We start from the raw sequence: 16,612 nt of genomic DNA on the forward strand, positions 1-16,612 counted from the left end.
AGAAACTCAAAGCACACCGCGGGGGTAGGACCCCAAAGGCTTGAGCAAAATCGACTGCTCCTCAAGTTCACGCATAATTTCGAGCACCGCCGGGTCCTGTACATGCCCTTCAAACTCTATGAAAAAGACATAAGCCCACTTTTCAGTGCGCGAGGGACGGGTATCGATACGTGTGAGGCTAACGCCATGTCGGCGAAAAGGATCCAAAAGCGTGAACAAAGCTCCGGGTTTGTTGCGGCTGGAGACAACAATAGACGTTTTGTCCTGCCCACTGGGAGGAACTTCACTGCGCCCTATCACCAAAAACCGCGTGGTGTTGTCCGCAGCATCTTCTATATGCTCCGCCAGCCGATCCAGATGATAGGCCTCCGCGGCCATGTCTCCGGCGATCGCGGCGGTCCCGGGATTCTCGGCGGCCATGCGCGCTGCCTCACCATTACTACTGACGGCCAGGCGCTCAATCTTCGGCCAGTGCCCATCCAGCCAGTTTCGGCACTGAGCCAGCGCCTGCTGATGCGCACAAATGCGCGTCACATCGTCCATCCGGGTTCCAGGAGACGCGAGCAGGTGATGACTGATGCGCATCTCCACTTCGCCCGCGATTTTTAACGGCGAGTCGATAAAACTATCCAGAGTATGGCTAACCATACCCTCCGTAGAGTTCTCTACCGGGACAATGCCGTAGTTACAGTGTCCGGACTCTACTTCAGAAAATACACTGTCGATGGTGACCTGCGGAACGCAAACTGCAGCATGGCCAAAGTGCTTTAAAGCTGCAGCCTGCGTGAAGGTGCCTTCCGGTCCGAGGTAGGCCACCTGCAACGGTTTTTCCAGTGCCAGACAGGCCGACATGATTTCTCGAAAAACGTGAGCAACAGTGGGACCTTCAAGCGGGCCACTGTCACGCTCCATGATCCGCCGAAGAACCTGTGCTTCACGCTCGGGGCGATAGTAGACAACCTCCTGATCCGGCTCCCCCCGGGCGCGGGCTGCCTGTACCTCATCCAGTTTTATAGCGGCGACCCGTTGCGCACAGCGGGCGCGCTCGGCAATCAGCGCCTGAATTTTGGCGTCCACAGCATCAATATCAGCCCGCACCTGAGCGAGATCCCGGTCATCAGCATGATTGCTCAGAGTGTCGTCAGTCATAGCTCGCAGGCTTCCGGGTTGTGCGACATGAGGGTTCTCGAACGCCTAGCCGTGCTGGCGCTCGAAGTCCTGCATAAAATCAATCAGGGTATCAACCGCAGCCTGCGGGATTGCGTTATAGATACTTGCTCGCATCCCACCTACGGAACGATGCCCCTTGAGGTTTAACAAACCCGCAGCATCGGCGTTTGCCAGAAAAAGTTTATCCAATTCGGCATCCGCAAGAGTAAACGGCACATTCATCCATGAACGATCGGAGACGGCCACTGGGTTGCCGTAGAACTCACTTGTATCGATAGCTGAATAGAGGCTCGTCGCCTTTTTGAGATTGCGCTGAGCCATAGCCGGCAGGCCGCCCTGAGACTCAAGCCAATCAAACACAAGACCTGCGAGATAAATGGAATAGGTCGGCGGCGTATTAAGCATGGAGCCCGCCTTGTCGATTACCTCCCAGTTCATCATGGAAGGACAGGCGCTCATTGCTCGGCCGTACAGCTCGCGACGCACAATAAGTATCACTAAGCCTGCGGGACCAATGTTCTTCTGCGCTCCAGCATAAATAACATCGAAATCGTCAACGGCAATCGGACGAGACAGTAAGGTTGAAGACATATCGGCAACGATGGGCGCCGCAGTCTCTGGCATCCAATGAAACTCAATACCATCGATAGTTTCGTTGGGGGTGAAGTGCAGGTAGGCTGAATCATCAGCACTTAGCCACGCATTCTGCGCGGGTATGGCCCTGGGAAGCTCCTTTGAGGCCGCAGCAACTTCTACAACATCGCCATAGCGCCGGGCTTCAGCCATAGCCTTTGCCGACCATTGCCCTGTATTTGCATAGGAAAAAGGCTTCGCACCCGCTCCCAGGTTCAGTGGCACGGCCGCAAACTGAGACGACGCGCCGCCCTGAGCGAACAACACGGCGAACTCGTCACTAATGCCCAACAAACGACGCAGGCCCGCCTCGGCCGCCTCAACTGTCGCGACAACATCTGCGGAGCGATGACTCATCTCCATAAATGACATGCCGGTACCGTGCCAGTCGAGCATCTCGGCGGCGGCACGCTCGAGCACCGCCTCGGGAAGCACCGCCGGGCCGGCGCAAAAATTGTAAGGCCGGCTCATTAGTCGTCGCCACCTTCGGTGCTGCCCGTGTTTTCTACATTGTCAGTGCTGTCATCAGTGCTTGCTGCCGCTTCAGTGCTCGCAGCGGCATCAGTGCTCTGTGCGTTTTCAGAACCTTCGACCAACGGCTCTTCAGTCTCGACAATTCGCTCAACACGCACCAGCGTTTCACCCTCTTTGGTGCGAATAATACGAACACCCTGGGTATTCCGTCCCAACTGGGACACCTGATCACTTTGGGTCCGCACCAGGGTGCCTTGATTGGAGATAAGCATGAGCTCGTCACCGCTAAACACCTGCAACGCGCCTACTAAACGGCCATTGCGCTCGGAGCTGGCCATGGCGATAACGCCCTTGCCGCCACGCCCCTTGGTGGGAAAATCATCAGAAGCTGTGCGTTTTCCGTAACCGTTCTCGCTCACGGTGAGTACCGCGCCGCTCGCATCAGGCACCAGCAGCGAAATCATATGATGCCCATCGGCAAGGTTGATCCCCCGAACACCGCGACTGGCGCGACCCATGGGTCTGACGGCACTCTCGGAAAATCGTGTGGCTTTACCCTCACTGGAAAACAGCATCACATCCTGACTGCCGTCCGTGATCGCGGTACCCACAAGAACATCATCGTCACCCAGGACAATCGCTCGAAGACCTGCAGAACGCGGCGCAAAGCTCGCAAGATCGGTCTTCTTCACATAGCCATTGGCGGTTGCCATAAAGATAAAGCGATCTTCCGTGTGCTCCTCAAGAGGCAAAATAGAGGTCACGCGTTCGCCTTCGTCCAACTGCAGCAGATTGACCATGGGGCGCCCCCGGGAGGTACGTCCAGCCACGGGAATCTGATAAACCTTGATCCAATACACTTTTCCGAAATTGCTAAAACACAGCAGAGTATCGTGAGTATTGGCAATCAGCAGGTGCTCGACGAAGTCTTCATCCTTTACAGACAAAGCCGCCTTTCCCATGCCGCCGCGACGCTGCACCTGGTATTCCGCAAGAGGCTGCGTTTTCGCATAACCGCCATGCGACAGGGTCACCACGCGATCTTCAGGCGTAATAAGGTCTTCAGCTGTTAGGTCTTCCTGAGAGTCGCGAATCTCGGTGCGGCGATCATCGCCAAACTCTGCGGTAATCTCTTCGAGCTCTTCGCGAATCACGGCCAGCAGACGCTCCGGATCCTGCAAAATATCCATAAGATCAGCGATTTCAACCAACTTGTCCTGATATTCCTTAAGCAGCTTTTCGTGCTCAAGGCCCGTCAGTCGATGCAAACGCAAGTCCAGAATTGCCTGAGCCTGAGTAGGAGAAAGCCGATACTCACCATCGTGCAGGCCATAAAACGGCTCCAGCTCATCCGGACGGCAAGCCTCAGCACCGGCACGCTCCAACATACTCATCACTTCGCCGGGCATCCAGGACTGGGCCAGGAGACTCTCACGCGCTTCGGCGGGGCTTGGAGATGCCTTCACAAGCTCAATGACTCGATCGATATTCGCCAAGGCAATGGCCAGACCTTCCAGCACATGGCCCCGCTCTCGCGCTTTACGCAGGAGATACAAGGTGCGACGGGTGACCACCTCACGACGATGCCTCAGGAAGGCTTCGAGAATCTCCTTAAGGTTAAGAACCCGCGGCTGGCCATCAACAAGCGCGACCATATTGATGCCGAACACGTTTTGCAGCGACGTCTGTGCATACAGATTGTTCAGCACCACATCGCCAATCTCGCCTTTTCTCAGCTCGATGACAACGCGCAAACCATCCTTATCTGACTCATCGCGAAGCTCGCTGATTCCCTCTAGTTTCTTTTCTTTAACAAGCTCAGCAATACGCTCAATGAGGCGCGCCTTGTTCAGCTGGTAGGGAATCTCGTGAATAATAATCGTATCCCGACCGGTCTTTTCGTCGGTAATAACTTCTGCTTTCGCCCGCACATAGATACGCCCCCGACCGGTGCGGTAGGCCTGCACGATACCCGCTCGACCGTTGATGATGGCACCCGTGGGAAAGTCGGGACCCGGCAGGTAGCGCATGAGATCGTCGATGGTGATATCAGAGTCATTAATCAGCGCAAGACAGGCGTTGACCACTTCCTTGAGGTTGTGCGGCGGTATATTGGTGGCCATGCCCACAGCAATACCTGCAGAGCCATTGACCAACAGGTTGGGCACGCGGGTCGGTAGCACCACGGGAATCTGTTCGGTGCCGTCGTAGTTATCAACGTAGTCAACCGTGTCTTTATCCAGATCTGACAGCAGCGCATGGGCAATTTTGGACATGCGGATTTCGGTGTAGCGCATGGCCGCTGCCGAATCACCATCTACCGAACCAAAGTTACCCTGCCCATCAACCAGCGTGTAGCGCATGGAAAAAGGCTGCGCCATGCGCACGATAGTGTCGTAAACCGCAGAATCGCCGTGAGGGTGATACTTACCAATAACGTCACCCACGACCCGCGCTGATTTTTTGTAGGGTTTATTCCAGTCGTTGTTGAGCTCGTTCATCGCAAAAAGAACGCGCCTGTGTACGGGTTTTAAGCCGTCACGCACATCAGGAAGCGCTCGTCCCACGATGACGCTCATCGCATAATCGAGGTAGGACTGCTTGAGTTCGTCCTCGATCGTGACGGGAGAGATTTCTCTCGCTAATTCACCCATAAATCGCCTTGAAGTCGTGTTAGTTCGGTGGTGTTTTGTGGCGTTTGGAGCGCTGCATAGCGACGCCCAAAAACAGCCCGCAAGTATACCTTTTTGCAGACCCCAAAGGCTATGCCCACAGCCAGGCTAATGCTCGGCTGAGCGGCATCCAACTTGCGCGCTATAATCGGCCCGAAAGCCCCTGCGCCGCAGCATTGCACTCTTGAGATTATCGACATGAACCAGCCCGCTCTAACGGCCGATTTCATCATCCAGCCCGGCTGGATTATTCCCATGGAACCCGGTGACGAGGTGCTCAGGGAACATGCGATTGCGGTAGAAAACGGCCTCATCAAGGCGGTGCTCGCAAACGATGATCTTCCCGAAGACCCTGGCATCAAGCGTCTGGTGCTCCCCGGGCATGCGGTATTGCCGGGACTGATCAATGCTCATGGGCATGCGGCCATGAGTCTACTTCGGGGCTTTGCTGACGATTTACCGCTAATGCCCTGGCTCGAAAATCACATCTGGCCCGCAGAAACTACACATGTGAGCGAGGAATTCGTGCGCGACGGCACGTCTTTGGCCATGGCCGAAATGCTTCTATCGGGCACCACTACTTTCAGTGATATGTACTTTTTCCCTGAGGCTGTGGCCTCCCTGTGCAGAAAGACCGGAATGCGGGCCCAACTAACGACCCCGGTGTTTGATTTCCCGACGGCCTGGGGAGAAGGTCCTGACGACTACATTAGCAAGGCTCTCGCTTTGCGGGATGACTGCAAAAACATGGATCGACTGAGTGTCGCTTTCGGCCCGCATGCGCCCTACACCGTATCAGTGCCCACCCTGGAGAAAGTCGCCTTGTTTGCCGCAGAGCTGGATATGGGCGTTCACATCCATCTGCACGAAACCGCCAGTGAAGTACTCAGCCATGTAGAAGCTACAGGAGAGCGCCCCCTGGACACACTCAGACGCCTGGGCCTCCTTGGGCCTCGCACTCAATGCGTTCATATGACGTCTCTGGGCAAGCAGGATATCGCCAGCCTGGTGGAAACAGGCGCGCAGGTCATTCACTGTCCTCAGTCAAATATGAAGCTCGCATCCGGCACCTGCCCCGTGCGAGATTTGCAGACGGCGGGTGTGAACGTCGCGCTGGGTACAGATGGCGCTGCCAGCAATAACGATCTTAATATGTTTAACGAAATGCATAGCGCCGCTCTTCTGGCCAAACTCAGTAGCGGCGACCCCACGGTGATGCCCGCTGGTCGTGCGCTGTTCATGGCCACGCTGGGCGGGGCCATAGCACTTGGTCTCGATCAGGAAGTGGGCAGCATCAAACCGGGGAAGCAGGCGGACCTCATTGCTGTTGATCTCTCTGCACCTGCGACCCAGCCGCTCTATAATCCACTCTCGCAGCTGGTGTATGCCTGCACTGGCGGCGAGGTCACTCATAGCTGGGTGGCCGGTGAGGCGCTACTGCAAGATCGCCAACTTCTAACATTGGACCTGGATGACACTCTGGAACGGGCAAAGCACTGGGGCCGCAAGATCAGCGCAGCAATTTAACAGAGCGAATATTGGACACCAAAAACACATGACAATCACTCAAAACCTGAACGTAGATGACGCGGAAATCGCCAAATTTGAGGCGCTAGCGGCCCGGTGGTGGGATATGGATGGAGAGTTTCGTCCACTCCACGAAATCAATCCACTGCGGGCGAACTGGATCGACAGTCGCTCCCCTGTTGCGGGTCAGCGGCTACTGGATGTGGGCTGTGGAGGCGGCATTCTGGCAGAGTCCATGGCCCAGCGCGGCGCAGAAGTTACGGGGATCGACATGGGCGAAGGCCCGCTTTCCGTCGCTCGCCTGCATCAACTGGAATCGGGTGTGGATGTACATTACCAACGCATTACCGCCGAGGAGTTTGCCTTGGAGAAACCCGAACACTTCGACGTCGTTTGCTGTCTGGAAATGCTCGAGCACGTCCCCGATCCGGGCGCAGTGATTCAAGCCTGCGCTGACATGACACGCCCCGGAGGCAATCTGTATTTCTCGACTATTAACCGCAATCCCAAGGCTTTTTTGTTTGCCATCGTGGGCGCCGAGCATATTCTGCGTCTACTTCCGGCAGGAACGCATGAATACGAGAAATTTATCCGACCTTCGGAGCTGGCGCAGTGGCTTCGTGACGCAGACCTGCAGCTTGAGGGCATGACCGGACTGGTCTACAACCCCTTGAGCAAGCGCTATCGCCTGAATCCCAATGACGTGTCCGTTAACTTCATGGTGCACGCGAGCAAAGCCGCGTGATGCACCCCGGCGCCCGTTTGCGCGGGGTGATTTTTGATCTGGACGGCACTCTGATTGATACCGCGGACGATTTCATTCCCGTGGTACAGCAACTGCGTGCTGAGTGTGGCCATCCTCCCATGGCTGCCCCGCGGATACGCGCCAGCGTATCCAACGGCTCTCGAGCGCTGGTCGCCCTCGCCCTGGACCTATCGGACAAGGACCCTGACTTCGAGGTATATCGCCAACGGCTTCTGACGCTCTATAGCGAAGTACTGGGCTGTCACTCAGCCTTGTATCCAGGGGTCTCGGCATTACTGAAACAATTAGAGGACAAGGGTATTGCCTGGGGTATCGCCACTAACAAACCACGGGAGTACACCCTGCCACTGCTGGCCAAACTGGGTCTCACACCGGCTAGCGTCGTCTGCCCAGACGACGTCACCCATGCCAAGCCGCACCCGGAAAGTCTGGAGAAGGGCTGTCGCGAGTTGCGCTGCGAAATCAGCGAAGCAGTTTATCTGGGTGATCATTTGCGCGACATTCAAGCAGGCCAGCGCGCGGGGATGTTTACCATCGCCGCCGCCTACGGGTATATCGAAACCGGCGACAGCGCGCATAACTGGGGCGCCGACCTGGTAGCTCAGCGCAGCGAGGATCTTTGTGGACTGCTTTTCCCTCTCAAGGAGCGAGCCTATGCCTGAGCAAGAAATGGTGGGAGTGGGCATTCCCCAGGACTATCAACCCGCTGCTAATGCCTTGCAGGGAAAAACCATACTTGTGACCGGCGCCAGCGATGGCATCGGGCGCAGCGCGGCGTTGAGCTTCGCAGCCCATGGCGCGACGGTGATTCTACTGGGAAGGGATGTAAAAAAACTCGAAGAAGTATATGACCTCATTGAAGCGGCGGGAGGCCCGCAGCCGGCGGCCATTCCCTTTGATCTGTCTCAGGACAATGAAGAAGCCTTTATAGAGTTGGCTCGGGTGATTGAAGCCCAATTAGGCAAGCTAGATGGACTGCTTTTAAATGCCAGCATCCTCGGTCAACGCAGGGCACTGGAACAGTCTGCATGGAACGACTGGCGGGATGTCCTGCAGGTCAATGTTCACAGTCAGTTTCTCACCGTCAAAAGCCTGATGCCGCTCCTGCGAGAGGCGCCAAAGGCTTCGGTGGTATTTACGTCCTCAGGGGTGGGAAGAACAGGTCGGGCATATTGGGGTGCGTACGCAGTATCCAAGTTTGCTACCGAAGGCATGATGCAGGTGCTCGCAAGCGAAACGGAGAACACCAGCAATATACGGGTCAATTGCATCAACCCCGGAGCCACCAATACCGCCATGCGTCGCGCTGCTTATCCCGCTGAGGAGCCCAGCAGCAACCCGTCGCCGCAAGACATCATGCGCAGTTATCTGTATTTGATGGATGACTGTAGCGAAGACAAAACCGGCTATAGCTTTAACGCACAGTAGATATTGAACGGGACGCCGACTAAGCGCGAGTGCGGCGCTTGTTCTTTGGTGCCGTGCCGCTTTTTGCACCTGGCTTCCGTCCTTTCGCGGACTTTTCTTTACGCGCGTCTCGACTACCGAAGTCATCTCTGGGATTTTTGTTCCCCCGGACCCGGCCGCGTTTGCCCTCCATGCGCTTATGCTTACTACGATCTTCCCGCGAGGGTGGCTCAACATCTTTCGTCGCCATACCCGCCATACGATAGAGGCCGTTAATTTCGTTGACGGCAAGCTCCTGGTACTGGCCTTTCTTTACCTTTGAGGGAACAAATAAATCGCCGTAGCGAACGCGCTTCAAACGCGACACAGTCAGGCCCTGGGACTCCCAGAGTCGCCGCACTTCGCGGTTACGCCCCTCCATCAATACCACGTAGTACCAGGTATTGATCCCATCACCGCCACCGGACTGAATATCAGTGAATCGGGCAACGCCATCGTCGAGCATCACGCCCTCAAGCATGGCGGTAATATTCTCCTCGGTGACATCTCCCATGACACGCACCATATACTCGCGCTCGATGTTAGCGCTGGGGTGCATCAGAGCGTTGGCCAGTTCGCCATCAGTGGTGAACAAGAGCAGGCCCGAGGTGTTGTAGTCTAAACGGCCTATGGATATCCAGCGCCCGGATTTAACCTTGGGCAGTCGCTCAAAGACAGTGCGGCGGCCTTCCGGGTCCTTGCGTGAGCAAACCTCTCCCGTGGGCTTGTGGTACAACAGGCACCGGGTTTTCTCGCCGTCTCCAGCTACCAATGGACGGCCATCAACCTCGATGCGCCGCTCTGCACCAACCCGGTCTCCCAGGCTGGCGAGCGTGCCATCGATCGTGACTCGCCCCTGCTCTATCCAGCGCTCCATCTCTCGACGCGAACCCAGACCTGTGCGTGCCAGCACCTTCTGAAGCTTTTCGCCCTCTTTAGGAGCAGCATCAACTGCCCCCTCCTTTGCTTTATCAGCCTTGGCCATGTGTCGCCTGCTGTGAGATATCGGAATCGGACTCTTCCCGTGAATCTTCCGGCGTATCCGAAACTTCCTGCAAAGTCATCGACACCTCATCGTCGGTTTCAACACTGTCTGTCTCCAGATCATCAGTGTGCCCGGCTTCAGGCTCTTCGCTGGCGGGCTCCTGCGAGACTTGCCCTGCTTCGGGCTTACTGTCCGAATCTGCATTTGCGGCCTCTGGCAAAGGCTCGCTAAAGCCCAACTCAGCGTTCAAGGTTTCCAGGTCGCGAATATCCGCCAAAGCTGGCAATTGATCCAGACTCTTGAGACTGAAGTAATCGAGGAAATCACGCGTCGTGGCATACATAGAAGGTCGCCCGGGGACGTCTCGATGACCTACAACGCGAATCCATTCCCGCTCATGCAAAGTACGAATGATATTGGTACTGACCGCCACCCCACGAATCTCTTCAATCTCTCCGCGGGTAATGGGTTGCCTGTAGGCAACCAGTGCCAGAGTTTCGAGGAGTGCGCGGGAATACTTCTGGGGCCGCTCCTGCCAGAGGCGACTTACCCAGGGACTCATCTGCTCGCGCACCTGAAAGCGAAAACCGCTGGCAACATCCACAAGCTCATAACCACGCCCTTCGCAACGCTCACGCACCTCTTCCAGTGCAGCGCGAATATCCTCATTTGAAGGCCGCTCATGCTCTTCAAACAAAGCCCCCAACTGAGCCACGCTCAAGGGCTTACCCGCGGCGAGCAAGGCTGCTTCGATAATTTGCACGAGTCCGCTGCTTTCACTCATTCGGCACGCCCCTTGACATGAATTGGGCCAAAACTTTCTGTTTGTACGATCTCAACCAACGACTCCTTGATCAGCTCCATGATGGCCAAAAAGGTCACCACAACGCCCAACTTGCCCTCTTCTGCCGAAAACAAGGAAACAAACGGCACAAACTGCTTTCCCTGGAGCCTCTCAAGCACCTGGGACATACGCTCCCGGGTGGACAGGGCCTCGCGCTGCACCTGATGACTCTCGTACATCTGCGCACGCTTGAGCACATCCGACAGCACCATCAACAACTCACGCATATCCACATCGGGCGCGGGGCGCTCCTGCTCCACCGGCGGCGGCGCCGCCGATGCTATCCAGGTATCGCGCTCCATACGCGGCAGGTCTTCGATATCTTCCGCGGCTTTCTTGAATCGCTCATATTCCTGCAAACGACGAATAAGCTGCGCCCGAGGATCTTCTTCCTCGTCTTCTTCGGTCTTGGCCCTTGGCAACAGCATTCGCGACTTAATTTCGGCGAGCATGGCCGCCATAAGCAAGTATTCGGCCGCCAACTCGAACTGCATCGCATCCATCAAATCGACGTAATGCATATACTGCTCTGTGATTCGAGAAACGTCGATTTCCAGAATATCGAGGTTCTGCCGACGAATCAGGTACAACAACAGGTCCAGGGGTCCTTCAAAGGCCTCTAAAAACACCTCCAGAGCCTGCGGCGGAATGTACAAATCCTTGGGCAGCTCGGTAACGGCCTTGCCCATAACCACTGCAAAGGGCATCTCCCCCTGGGTTGGCAGCTCAGGCCCCACCAGCGAGACCCCCGCGTCAGTCAATTCTTGATTTTCGTTAGTCACAGAAGCACCGCTTAATAGTGAGGCAAGTATACCTCAGGCAGCCTCAAAGGGCGTTGGATCGCCCTTCCCTGCGCGCAGTAGCATAGGCTTTTCATCAGCCAGATCCACCACGGTGGTTGCCTCCATGCCACACCACCCTCCATCCACCACCAGATCGACCTCGTGTTCCAGTAATTCGCGAATCTCATAAGGGTCGATAAGTGGCAGCTCATCCCCGGGCATAATCAGCGAGACGCTCATCAGTGGCTCGCCAAGGTCTCCCAGGAGTGCCTGCGTGATGGCATTGTCCGGCACTCTCAGGCCGATAGTCCGGCGTTTAGACTGCATCAATCGCCTGGGTACTTCGGTGGTTGCCCGCAGAATAAATGTGTACGGGCCTGGGGTATATTGCTTCAGCAGCCGATAAACCACATTATCCACGCGGGCATAGGTCGCTATCTCAGACAGATCCCGACACACCAAGGTGAAATTATGCCGGTCGTCGAGCTTACGGATGCGACGTATACGGTCCAGCGCCGCTTTATCTCCGATGTGACAACCCAGGGCATAGCCCGAATCTGTGGGATAAACGATCACGCCGCCGCCACGCACGATATCCGCCGCCTGGCGAACCAGGCGAGCCTGAGGATTGTCCGGATGTATCTGGAAGAACTGACTCATGGAAGTCCGCTCCGCGCTGACCTGTGAATTGTTTTACAATGCGGCCCTTTTAGCACCGCGCGGCATTCTAGCACTGCCGAGCGCCCTGGCGATTAGTATGAAACAACTCCTGGAATTTATTCCCATAGCGCTGTTCTTTGTCGTCTATCAACTGGACGGAGAGACCCTGCGCCTGGGCAACTGGCAGCACGAATTCGATGGCATTTTTAGTGCCACCACCGTGCTCATTATTGCCACAGCACTGCAGGTGCTGATTTCGCGCATAGCCAGCGGCTACTGGGACAAACGCGGTCTTTGGACATTTCTTGCGGTGGGTGTTTTTGGTGGTGCCACGCTCATACTGCGAGACCAGACCTTCATTCAATGGAAGCCTACGATCTTTAACTGGGCTCTGGCTATTGCGTTTGGTCTTTTCCACTTCATCGGCGGGCGCAATCTTCTGGAGCGTACCCTTGGAGCGCAGCTGGAACTCCCGAAGACCGTCTGGGCGCGACTCAATCTATTATGGATCAGTAACTTTCTGATTGTGGGCGCGCTTAACCTTTACGTAGCCTACAGTTACAGCGAGTCCACCTGGGTCAGCTACAAGCTGTATTCGGCTATTGGCTTCACGCTGCTACTTACTGTATTGACGGCTTTATTGGTTAGCCCGCACCTGCAGGCAGTCGAAGCCACAGCTGATTCAGAGAGCGATTAACAAAAACCATCGAGAAATTTATGTATTACGCCATATTCGGATACGACGTCCCCAACAGCCTGCCTTTAAGACTGAAGGTTCGCGAACAGCATTTAGCGCGGGTACAAGAACTGGCCAATGAGGGCCGGGTGCTTGTGGGCGGCCCCCATCCCGCGATCGACAGCGAGGACCCGGGCGAGAACGGCTTTACCGGCAGCCTGATTATCGCCGAGTTTCCGTCATTAGCTGATGCCCAACAGTGGGTTAGCGAAGACCCATATACGACCTCTGGCGTGTTTTCTCACGTTGAGGTGAAACCTTTCAAGATCGTTATCCCCTGAACCATGCCATGCGTATCAATACCATTAAACAAGGAGTATCCGTGATTCGACTTATGTTGATAATGCTGTTGAGTGTGAGCTCCGTCGCTTTCGCTCAGGAATCTCGCTACATCAGTGACGAGGTGTTTGTGGTGCTGCATGCAGGACCCGGCTCTAACTACCGCTGGCTGGGCAAACTCATACCCGGAACGCAGCTCATAGAGAAGCGTCGCTCTACCGATGGCAATTGGGCCGAGGTGGCCACATCGCGCGGAACCGAGGGCTGGGTGCAGGCCGAGTACCTGTCCACCGAGGCGCCTGCGCAGGTTCGTCTGCCCGCGGTTGTGCGTCAGCTCGAAGAAGCCCAGCAGGAGTCCGCAGCCCTGCGCAGCAGCCTTGCGGAACTGCGAGCGACCCAGGATGACGTAAATGCGCAGCTCGCGAAAAGTAATGCAGACTTGCAACAGGTAAGTGAGGAACTCGCACAGCTGCGACAGATATCGGGTAGCGCCGTGGAGACCGCCGACAACAATCGCCAGCTCGTAGAGGAGTCAGCGACCATGCGTACAACTCTTGATACCCTCCAGGCAGATAACCAACGTCTGCAAGACCGCGTGCGTAGCAGTGCGTTTATGGATGGCGCTTTTGCCGTGTTCCTCGGGGTAATCATTACTTTGGTAGTGCCGCGACTGTGGCCCAAACGCAAAAACAGCTCAAGCTGGGCCTGAGATCACTCCCCAACGCTCGCAGACAGGAGATACAACATGCACCAACTTAACCGCTTTTTCCGTGTCGTATGCAGCACCCTGCTGCTCGGCGCATTGAGCAATGCGGCGCTGGGCCAGTCCTCTTCACCCACGCCCCTGCCCAACCCCCAGGTCACCATCACGACGAATGTTGGTGCAATCAGCGTGCGTCTGTTTCGCGACAAGGCACCGGTTTCCGTTGAAAACTTTCTGAGCTATGTGGACGCAGGGTTTTATGACGGGACCATCTTCCACCGCGTCATACCAAACTTCATGATTCAAGGTGGCGGCATGACCCCGGACATGCAGGAAAAGCCCGTCGGCGACCCCATTGTCAACGAGTCAAAAAATCGTCTCCACAATGTTCGCGGGACGCTGGCCATGGCGAGAACATCAGATCCGGACTCAGCCACGGCGCAGTTCTTTATTAACCAGCGCACCAACTTGCGACTGGATTGGCAACCGGGCGCAGAAGGCTACACCGTATTTGGCGAAGTAATTGATGGCATGAGTATCGTGGATTACATCAGTACCTCGCCAACCGCACAGATCGGACCCCACGGAAATGTCCCCCTGGACCCGGTCATCATCACCAAGGTAGAGCGCAAGAGCCTGCTGTGATCGCCCTTTCCGTCAATCTCAATAAAATCGCCCTGATCCGGAATTCTCGCGACACCGTCATACCCAGCGTGACCGAGCATGCACAAATGTGCATAGATGCGGGCGCCAATGGCATCACTGTGCACCCCCGTCCGGATCAACGACACATACGCGCTGACGATTGCCGCGATCTCGCACCCATGCTCAATGTTGAATTCAACATTGAAGGCAATCCCTTTGCCGGCCCTCGCGCGAGTGATCGAAAAGGCGTGAGCGATTATCCAGGCTTTATGGAATTGGTGCGGGAGCTGCGTCCAACGCAGTGCACACTGGTGCCTGATGGTGACACCCAACTCACTTCAGACCACGGCTTCGATCTGCATCGTCAAGCCGAAGAGCTGCGCCCCATACTTGCTGAGCTTCGCGATCTAGGCATTCGCAGCAGCCTCTTCATGGACCCTGTGCCAGAGCAAATGTCTCTCGCCGCCGAAATTGGCGCCGATCGAATCGAACTGTATACCGAGTCCTTTGCGGTAGCCGTTGCCAGCGATCATGAGATTGCGCAAACCTACCAGCGCTTTAAGGACACCGCAGAAGCGGCCATACAAGCGGGTCTTGGCGTCAATGCAGGGCACGACCTCAATCTCCATAATCTCCCTTATTTTCGGGAGCTACCCGGCTTGATGGAGGTCTCCATCGGACATGCGCTCACCATCGATGCATTACGCATGGGCATGCCTGCGGCCGTAGCGGCCTACCTGGCAGCACTGGCAGGCCGGTGACCACAGGGTCTGATGCTCAGGAAACCCTTGAGCTACCGCCTTATATCGTTCCACACAGCCCAGAGCCCGTGCGAGTCATCTATGCAGATGACGACTTACTATTGATCCGCAAGCCTGACTTACTCCTGTCGGTACCGGGTCGCCACCCCCTGAATTACGACTGCATGATCACCCGCCTGCAGGAGCGATTCCCGGACGCGTTGGTCGTTCATCGCCTGGATTTGGATACCTCAGGAATCATGATGGTAGCCCGGGGAAAAGCGTCTCAGGGTGCGCTCTCCCGGCTCTTTCAGGAACGCGCCGTTGAAAAGCACTATCGGGCATGGGTTGCAGGGACTGTAACCGCCGACGAAGGAAAAGTGGAATTCCCCATCGCCCGAGACTGGGAAAACCGGCCGCTGCAAAAAATCTGCGCAAAAACCGGAAAAAAGTCTCTCACCTACTTTAAGGTACTAAACAGAAAAGACGGCAATAGCCTGCTTGAACTGCAACCGGCGACCGGCCGCACACACCAGCTGCGTATACATTGCCGGGAAATGGGTCATCCCATTTTGGGCTGCGACATGTACGCGCCCCCCGCCATACTCGGCGCCGCACCCAGGCTTATGTTGCATGCCACACGCATCGCCTTTGCACATCCATCGACGGGTCGAAAAATAGTCGGACACTGTCCTGCGCCCTTTTAGACCGTAGCCATCGGTAACTGAAGGTAGCTACAGGTAACTACACCAGTCACTCCAACTGCCGCCGTAGAGCAAAACATCATCGCGACCCAGTATCGCCAAAGAAAGCAGGTTTACACAGGCGGAGACACCAGAGCCGCAATACACAACCAGCGGTGACACTTCCAGGGTTTCCCCCCAACAGCTGCGCAACGCCTCCTCGTCAAGGAACATGCCTGTGTCATTGCTGAAGCTCTGCCAGGGAAGATTTATCGCGCCAGGGATATGTCCGGCAATAGGGTCGATGGGCTCGTGCTCGCCCCGATAACGTGGCCCTTCACGAGCATCCACCAAAACGGCGGACTGTCCCTGGAGTATGGCTAACTGCTCGCGGTCACAGCAGCCGGGCCAGGTTTCAGGGGCGACGATCGACGGCACAGCCTCCACACGCGGAGCCGAGGCTTCGGGCCTGCCGCCCTGAGCCAACCAGGCCGCATAGCCGCCATTCAAAAAGCTCGGTTGGCGATAGCCAAGGGCTCGCATCATCCACCAGCAGCGCGCAGCAAAGACAAAACGAGAATCGTCGTAAAGGACAACATCGGTATCTGGGCCTATGCCCAAGGCTGCAAGCTTGTCGGCAAAACTCTGAGGACCCGGTAAGGGATGACGCCCCCCGTGAACATCCACCTCAGCGGACATATCCTTTGCAAGATCAAGATACCGCGCGGCCGGCACATGCCCGGCCGAATATTCCTTTTGCCCCGCTGCAGCGTCCGCGAGGGAAAACCTGCAGTCGACCACCACACCGGAAAAATCCTCCAGCTCAGCCACGCTAAGAAACCCAGTCATGATTCTGATCTCCTGAAA

The 16,612-nt window shown here is 56.2% G+C and carries 18 protein-coding genes; 10 read left to right on the forward strand and 8 right to left on the reverse strand.

From position 1 onward, the window contains the following. Positions 1–6 precede the first annotated feature (6 nt). From pheA to gyrA, 3 genes are read right to left on the reverse strand one after another with little or no spacing between them, the layout of a single operon-like run. The gene (pheA, locus tag R0135_RS06835) at positions 7–1,149 is read right to left on the reverse strand and encodes a prephenate dehydratase (RefSeq protein ID WP_407349506.1); all 1,143 of its coding nucleotides are present in this window, start codon (positions 1,147–1,149) and stop codon (positions 7–9) included. 45 nt (positions 1,150–1,194) lie between these two features. Beyond that, positions 1,195–2,274 (reverse strand): 3-phosphoserine/phosphohydroxythreonine transaminase, encoded by a 1,080-nt coding sequence (serC, locus tag R0135_RS06840; protein WP_407349507.1) that lies wholly within the window; start codon positions 2,272–2,274, stop codon positions 1,195–1,197. After that, positions 2,274–4,931 carry a DNA gyrase subunit A gene (gene gyrA, locus R0135_RS06845; RefSeq protein WP_407349508.1) on the reverse strand — a complete coding sequence of 886 codons (2,658 nt, stop codon included), beginning with the start codon at positions 4,929–4,931 and terminating at the stop codon, positions 2,274–2,276. Before gyrA ends, serC begins: the two co-directional genes overlap by 1 nt. A 216-nt stretch (positions 4,932–5,147) precedes the next feature. Here gyrA and R0135_RS06850 point away from each other — a divergent pair, with 216 nt between their 5' ends. The 4 genes from R0135_RS06850 to R0135_RS06865 are packed head-to-tail and all read left to right on the forward strand — an operon-like array spanning position 5,148 to position 8,670. Continuing rightward, positions 5,148–6,476, forward strand: coding sequence for a TRZ/ATZ family hydrolase (locus R0135_RS06850; RefSeq protein ID WP_407349509.1), 1,329 nt, complete (start codon positions 5,148–5,150; stop codon positions 6,474–6,476). A gap of 28 nt (positions 6,477–6,504) precedes the next feature. Beyond that, complete coding sequence (ubiG, locus tag R0135_RS06855; RefSeq protein ID WP_407349510.1) at positions 6,505–7,221, forward strand: bifunctional 2-polyprenyl-6-hydroxyphenol methylase/3-demethylubiquinol 3-O-methyltransferase UbiG; 717 nt, start codon at positions 6,505–6,507, stop codon at positions 7,219–7,221. Further along, entirely contained in the window at positions 7,221–7,904 is a 684-nt protein-coding gene (locus R0135_RS06860) for an HAD family hydrolase (RefSeq protein WP_407349886.1), read from the forward strand. The genes ubiG and R0135_RS06860 overlap by 1 nt, the downstream gene beginning before the upstream one ends. Next, positions 7,897–8,670, forward strand: a complete 774-nt coding sequence (locus tag R0135_RS06865) for a YciK family oxidoreductase (RefSeq protein ID WP_407349511.1) — start codon at positions 7,897–7,899, stop codon at positions 8,668–8,670. The genes R0135_RS06860 and R0135_RS06865 overlap by 8 nt, the downstream gene beginning before the upstream one ends. Before the next feature lie 19 nt (positions 8,671–8,689). Here R0135_RS06865 and rluB read toward each other — a convergent pair whose 3' ends face one another. Genes rluB through R0135_RS06885 form a run of 4 tightly spaced genes read right to left on the reverse strand, consistent with a single transcriptional unit; the run spans position 8,690 to position 11,959 of the window. Beyond that, positions 8,690–9,673 (reverse strand): 23S rRNA pseudouridine(2605) synthase RluB, encoded by a 984-nt coding sequence (gene rluB / locus R0135_RS06870; RefSeq protein ID WP_407349512.1) that lies wholly within the window; start codon positions 9,671–9,673, stop codon positions 8,690–8,692. Beyond that, a complete protein-coding gene (gene scpB / locus R0135_RS06875) occupies positions 9,660–10,457 on the reverse strand; it encodes an SMC-Scp complex subunit ScpB (RefSeq protein ID WP_407349513.1) in 798 nt (265 codons plus the stop codon). Before scpB ends, rluB begins: the two co-directional genes overlap by 14 nt. Then, positions 10,454–11,299: a segregation and condensation protein A gene (locus R0135_RS06880; protein WP_407349514.1), complete on the reverse strand. Its 846-nt coding sequence runs from the start codon at positions 11,297–11,299 to the stop codon at positions 10,454–10,456. The genes scpB and R0135_RS06880 overlap by 4 nt, the downstream gene beginning before the upstream one ends. Before the next feature lie 33 nt (positions 11,300–11,332). Further along, positions 11,333–11,959, reverse strand: coding sequence for an L-threonylcarbamoyladenylate synthase (locus tag R0135_RS06885; RefSeq protein WP_407349515.1), 627 nt, complete (start codon positions 11,957–11,959; stop codon positions 11,333–11,335). Positions 11,960–12,056: 97 nt separating this feature from the next. Here R0135_RS06885 and R0135_RS06890 point away from each other — a divergent pair, with 97 nt between their 5' ends. The 6 genes from R0135_RS06890 to R0135_RS06915 are packed head-to-tail and all read left to right on the forward strand — an operon-like array spanning position 12,057 to position 15,769. Further along, positions 12,057–12,656, forward strand: a complete 600-nt coding sequence (locus tag R0135_RS06890) for an inner membrane-spanning protein YciB (protein WP_407349516.1) — start codon at positions 12,057–12,059, stop codon at positions 12,654–12,656. A gap of 20 nt (positions 12,657–12,676) precedes the next feature. Then, the gene (locus R0135_RS06895; protein WP_407349517.1) at positions 12,677–12,976 is read left to right on the forward strand and encodes a YciI family protein; all 300 of its coding nucleotides are present in this window, start codon (positions 12,677–12,679) and stop codon (positions 12,974–12,976) included. 41 nt (positions 12,977–13,017) lie between these two features. Next, on the forward strand, positions 13,018–13,683 hold the full coding sequence (locus R0135_RS06900; protein ID WP_407349518.1) for a TIGR04211 family SH3 domain-containing protein: 666 nt from the start codon (positions 13,018–13,020) through the stop codon (positions 13,681–13,683). Between the two features lie 36 nt (positions 13,684–13,719). Then, entirely contained in the window at positions 13,720–14,322 is a 603-nt protein-coding gene (locus tag R0135_RS06905) for a peptidylprolyl isomerase (protein WP_407349519.1), read from the forward strand. Further along, on the forward strand, positions 14,319–15,083 hold the full coding sequence (locus tag R0135_RS06910) for a pyridoxine 5'-phosphate synthase (protein ID WP_407349520.1): 765 nt from the start codon (positions 14,319–14,321) through the stop codon (positions 15,081–15,083). The genes R0135_RS06905 and R0135_RS06910 overlap by 4 nt, the downstream gene beginning before the upstream one ends. Beyond that, positions 15,080–15,769, forward strand: coding sequence for an RluA family pseudouridine synthase (locus tag R0135_RS06915; RefSeq protein ID WP_407349521.1), 690 nt, complete (start codon positions 15,080–15,082; stop codon positions 15,767–15,769). Before R0135_RS06910 ends, R0135_RS06915 begins: the two co-directional genes overlap by 4 nt. A 27-nt stretch (positions 15,770–15,796) precedes the next feature. Here the strand turns inward: R0135_RS06915 and R0135_RS06920 are convergent, their stop codons facing one another. Next, positions 15,797–16,594, reverse strand: coding sequence for a sulfurtransferase (locus R0135_RS06920; protein WP_407349522.1), 798 nt, complete (start codon positions 16,592–16,594; stop codon positions 15,797–15,799). Between the last annotated feature and the right edge of the window lie 18 nt (positions 16,595–16,612).

It is taken from the genome of Congregibacter variabilis, from assembly GCF_045689235.1.
GTDB lineage: Bacteria > Pseudomonadota > Gammaproteobacteria > Pseudomonadales > Halieaceae > Congregibacter > Congregibacter variabilis.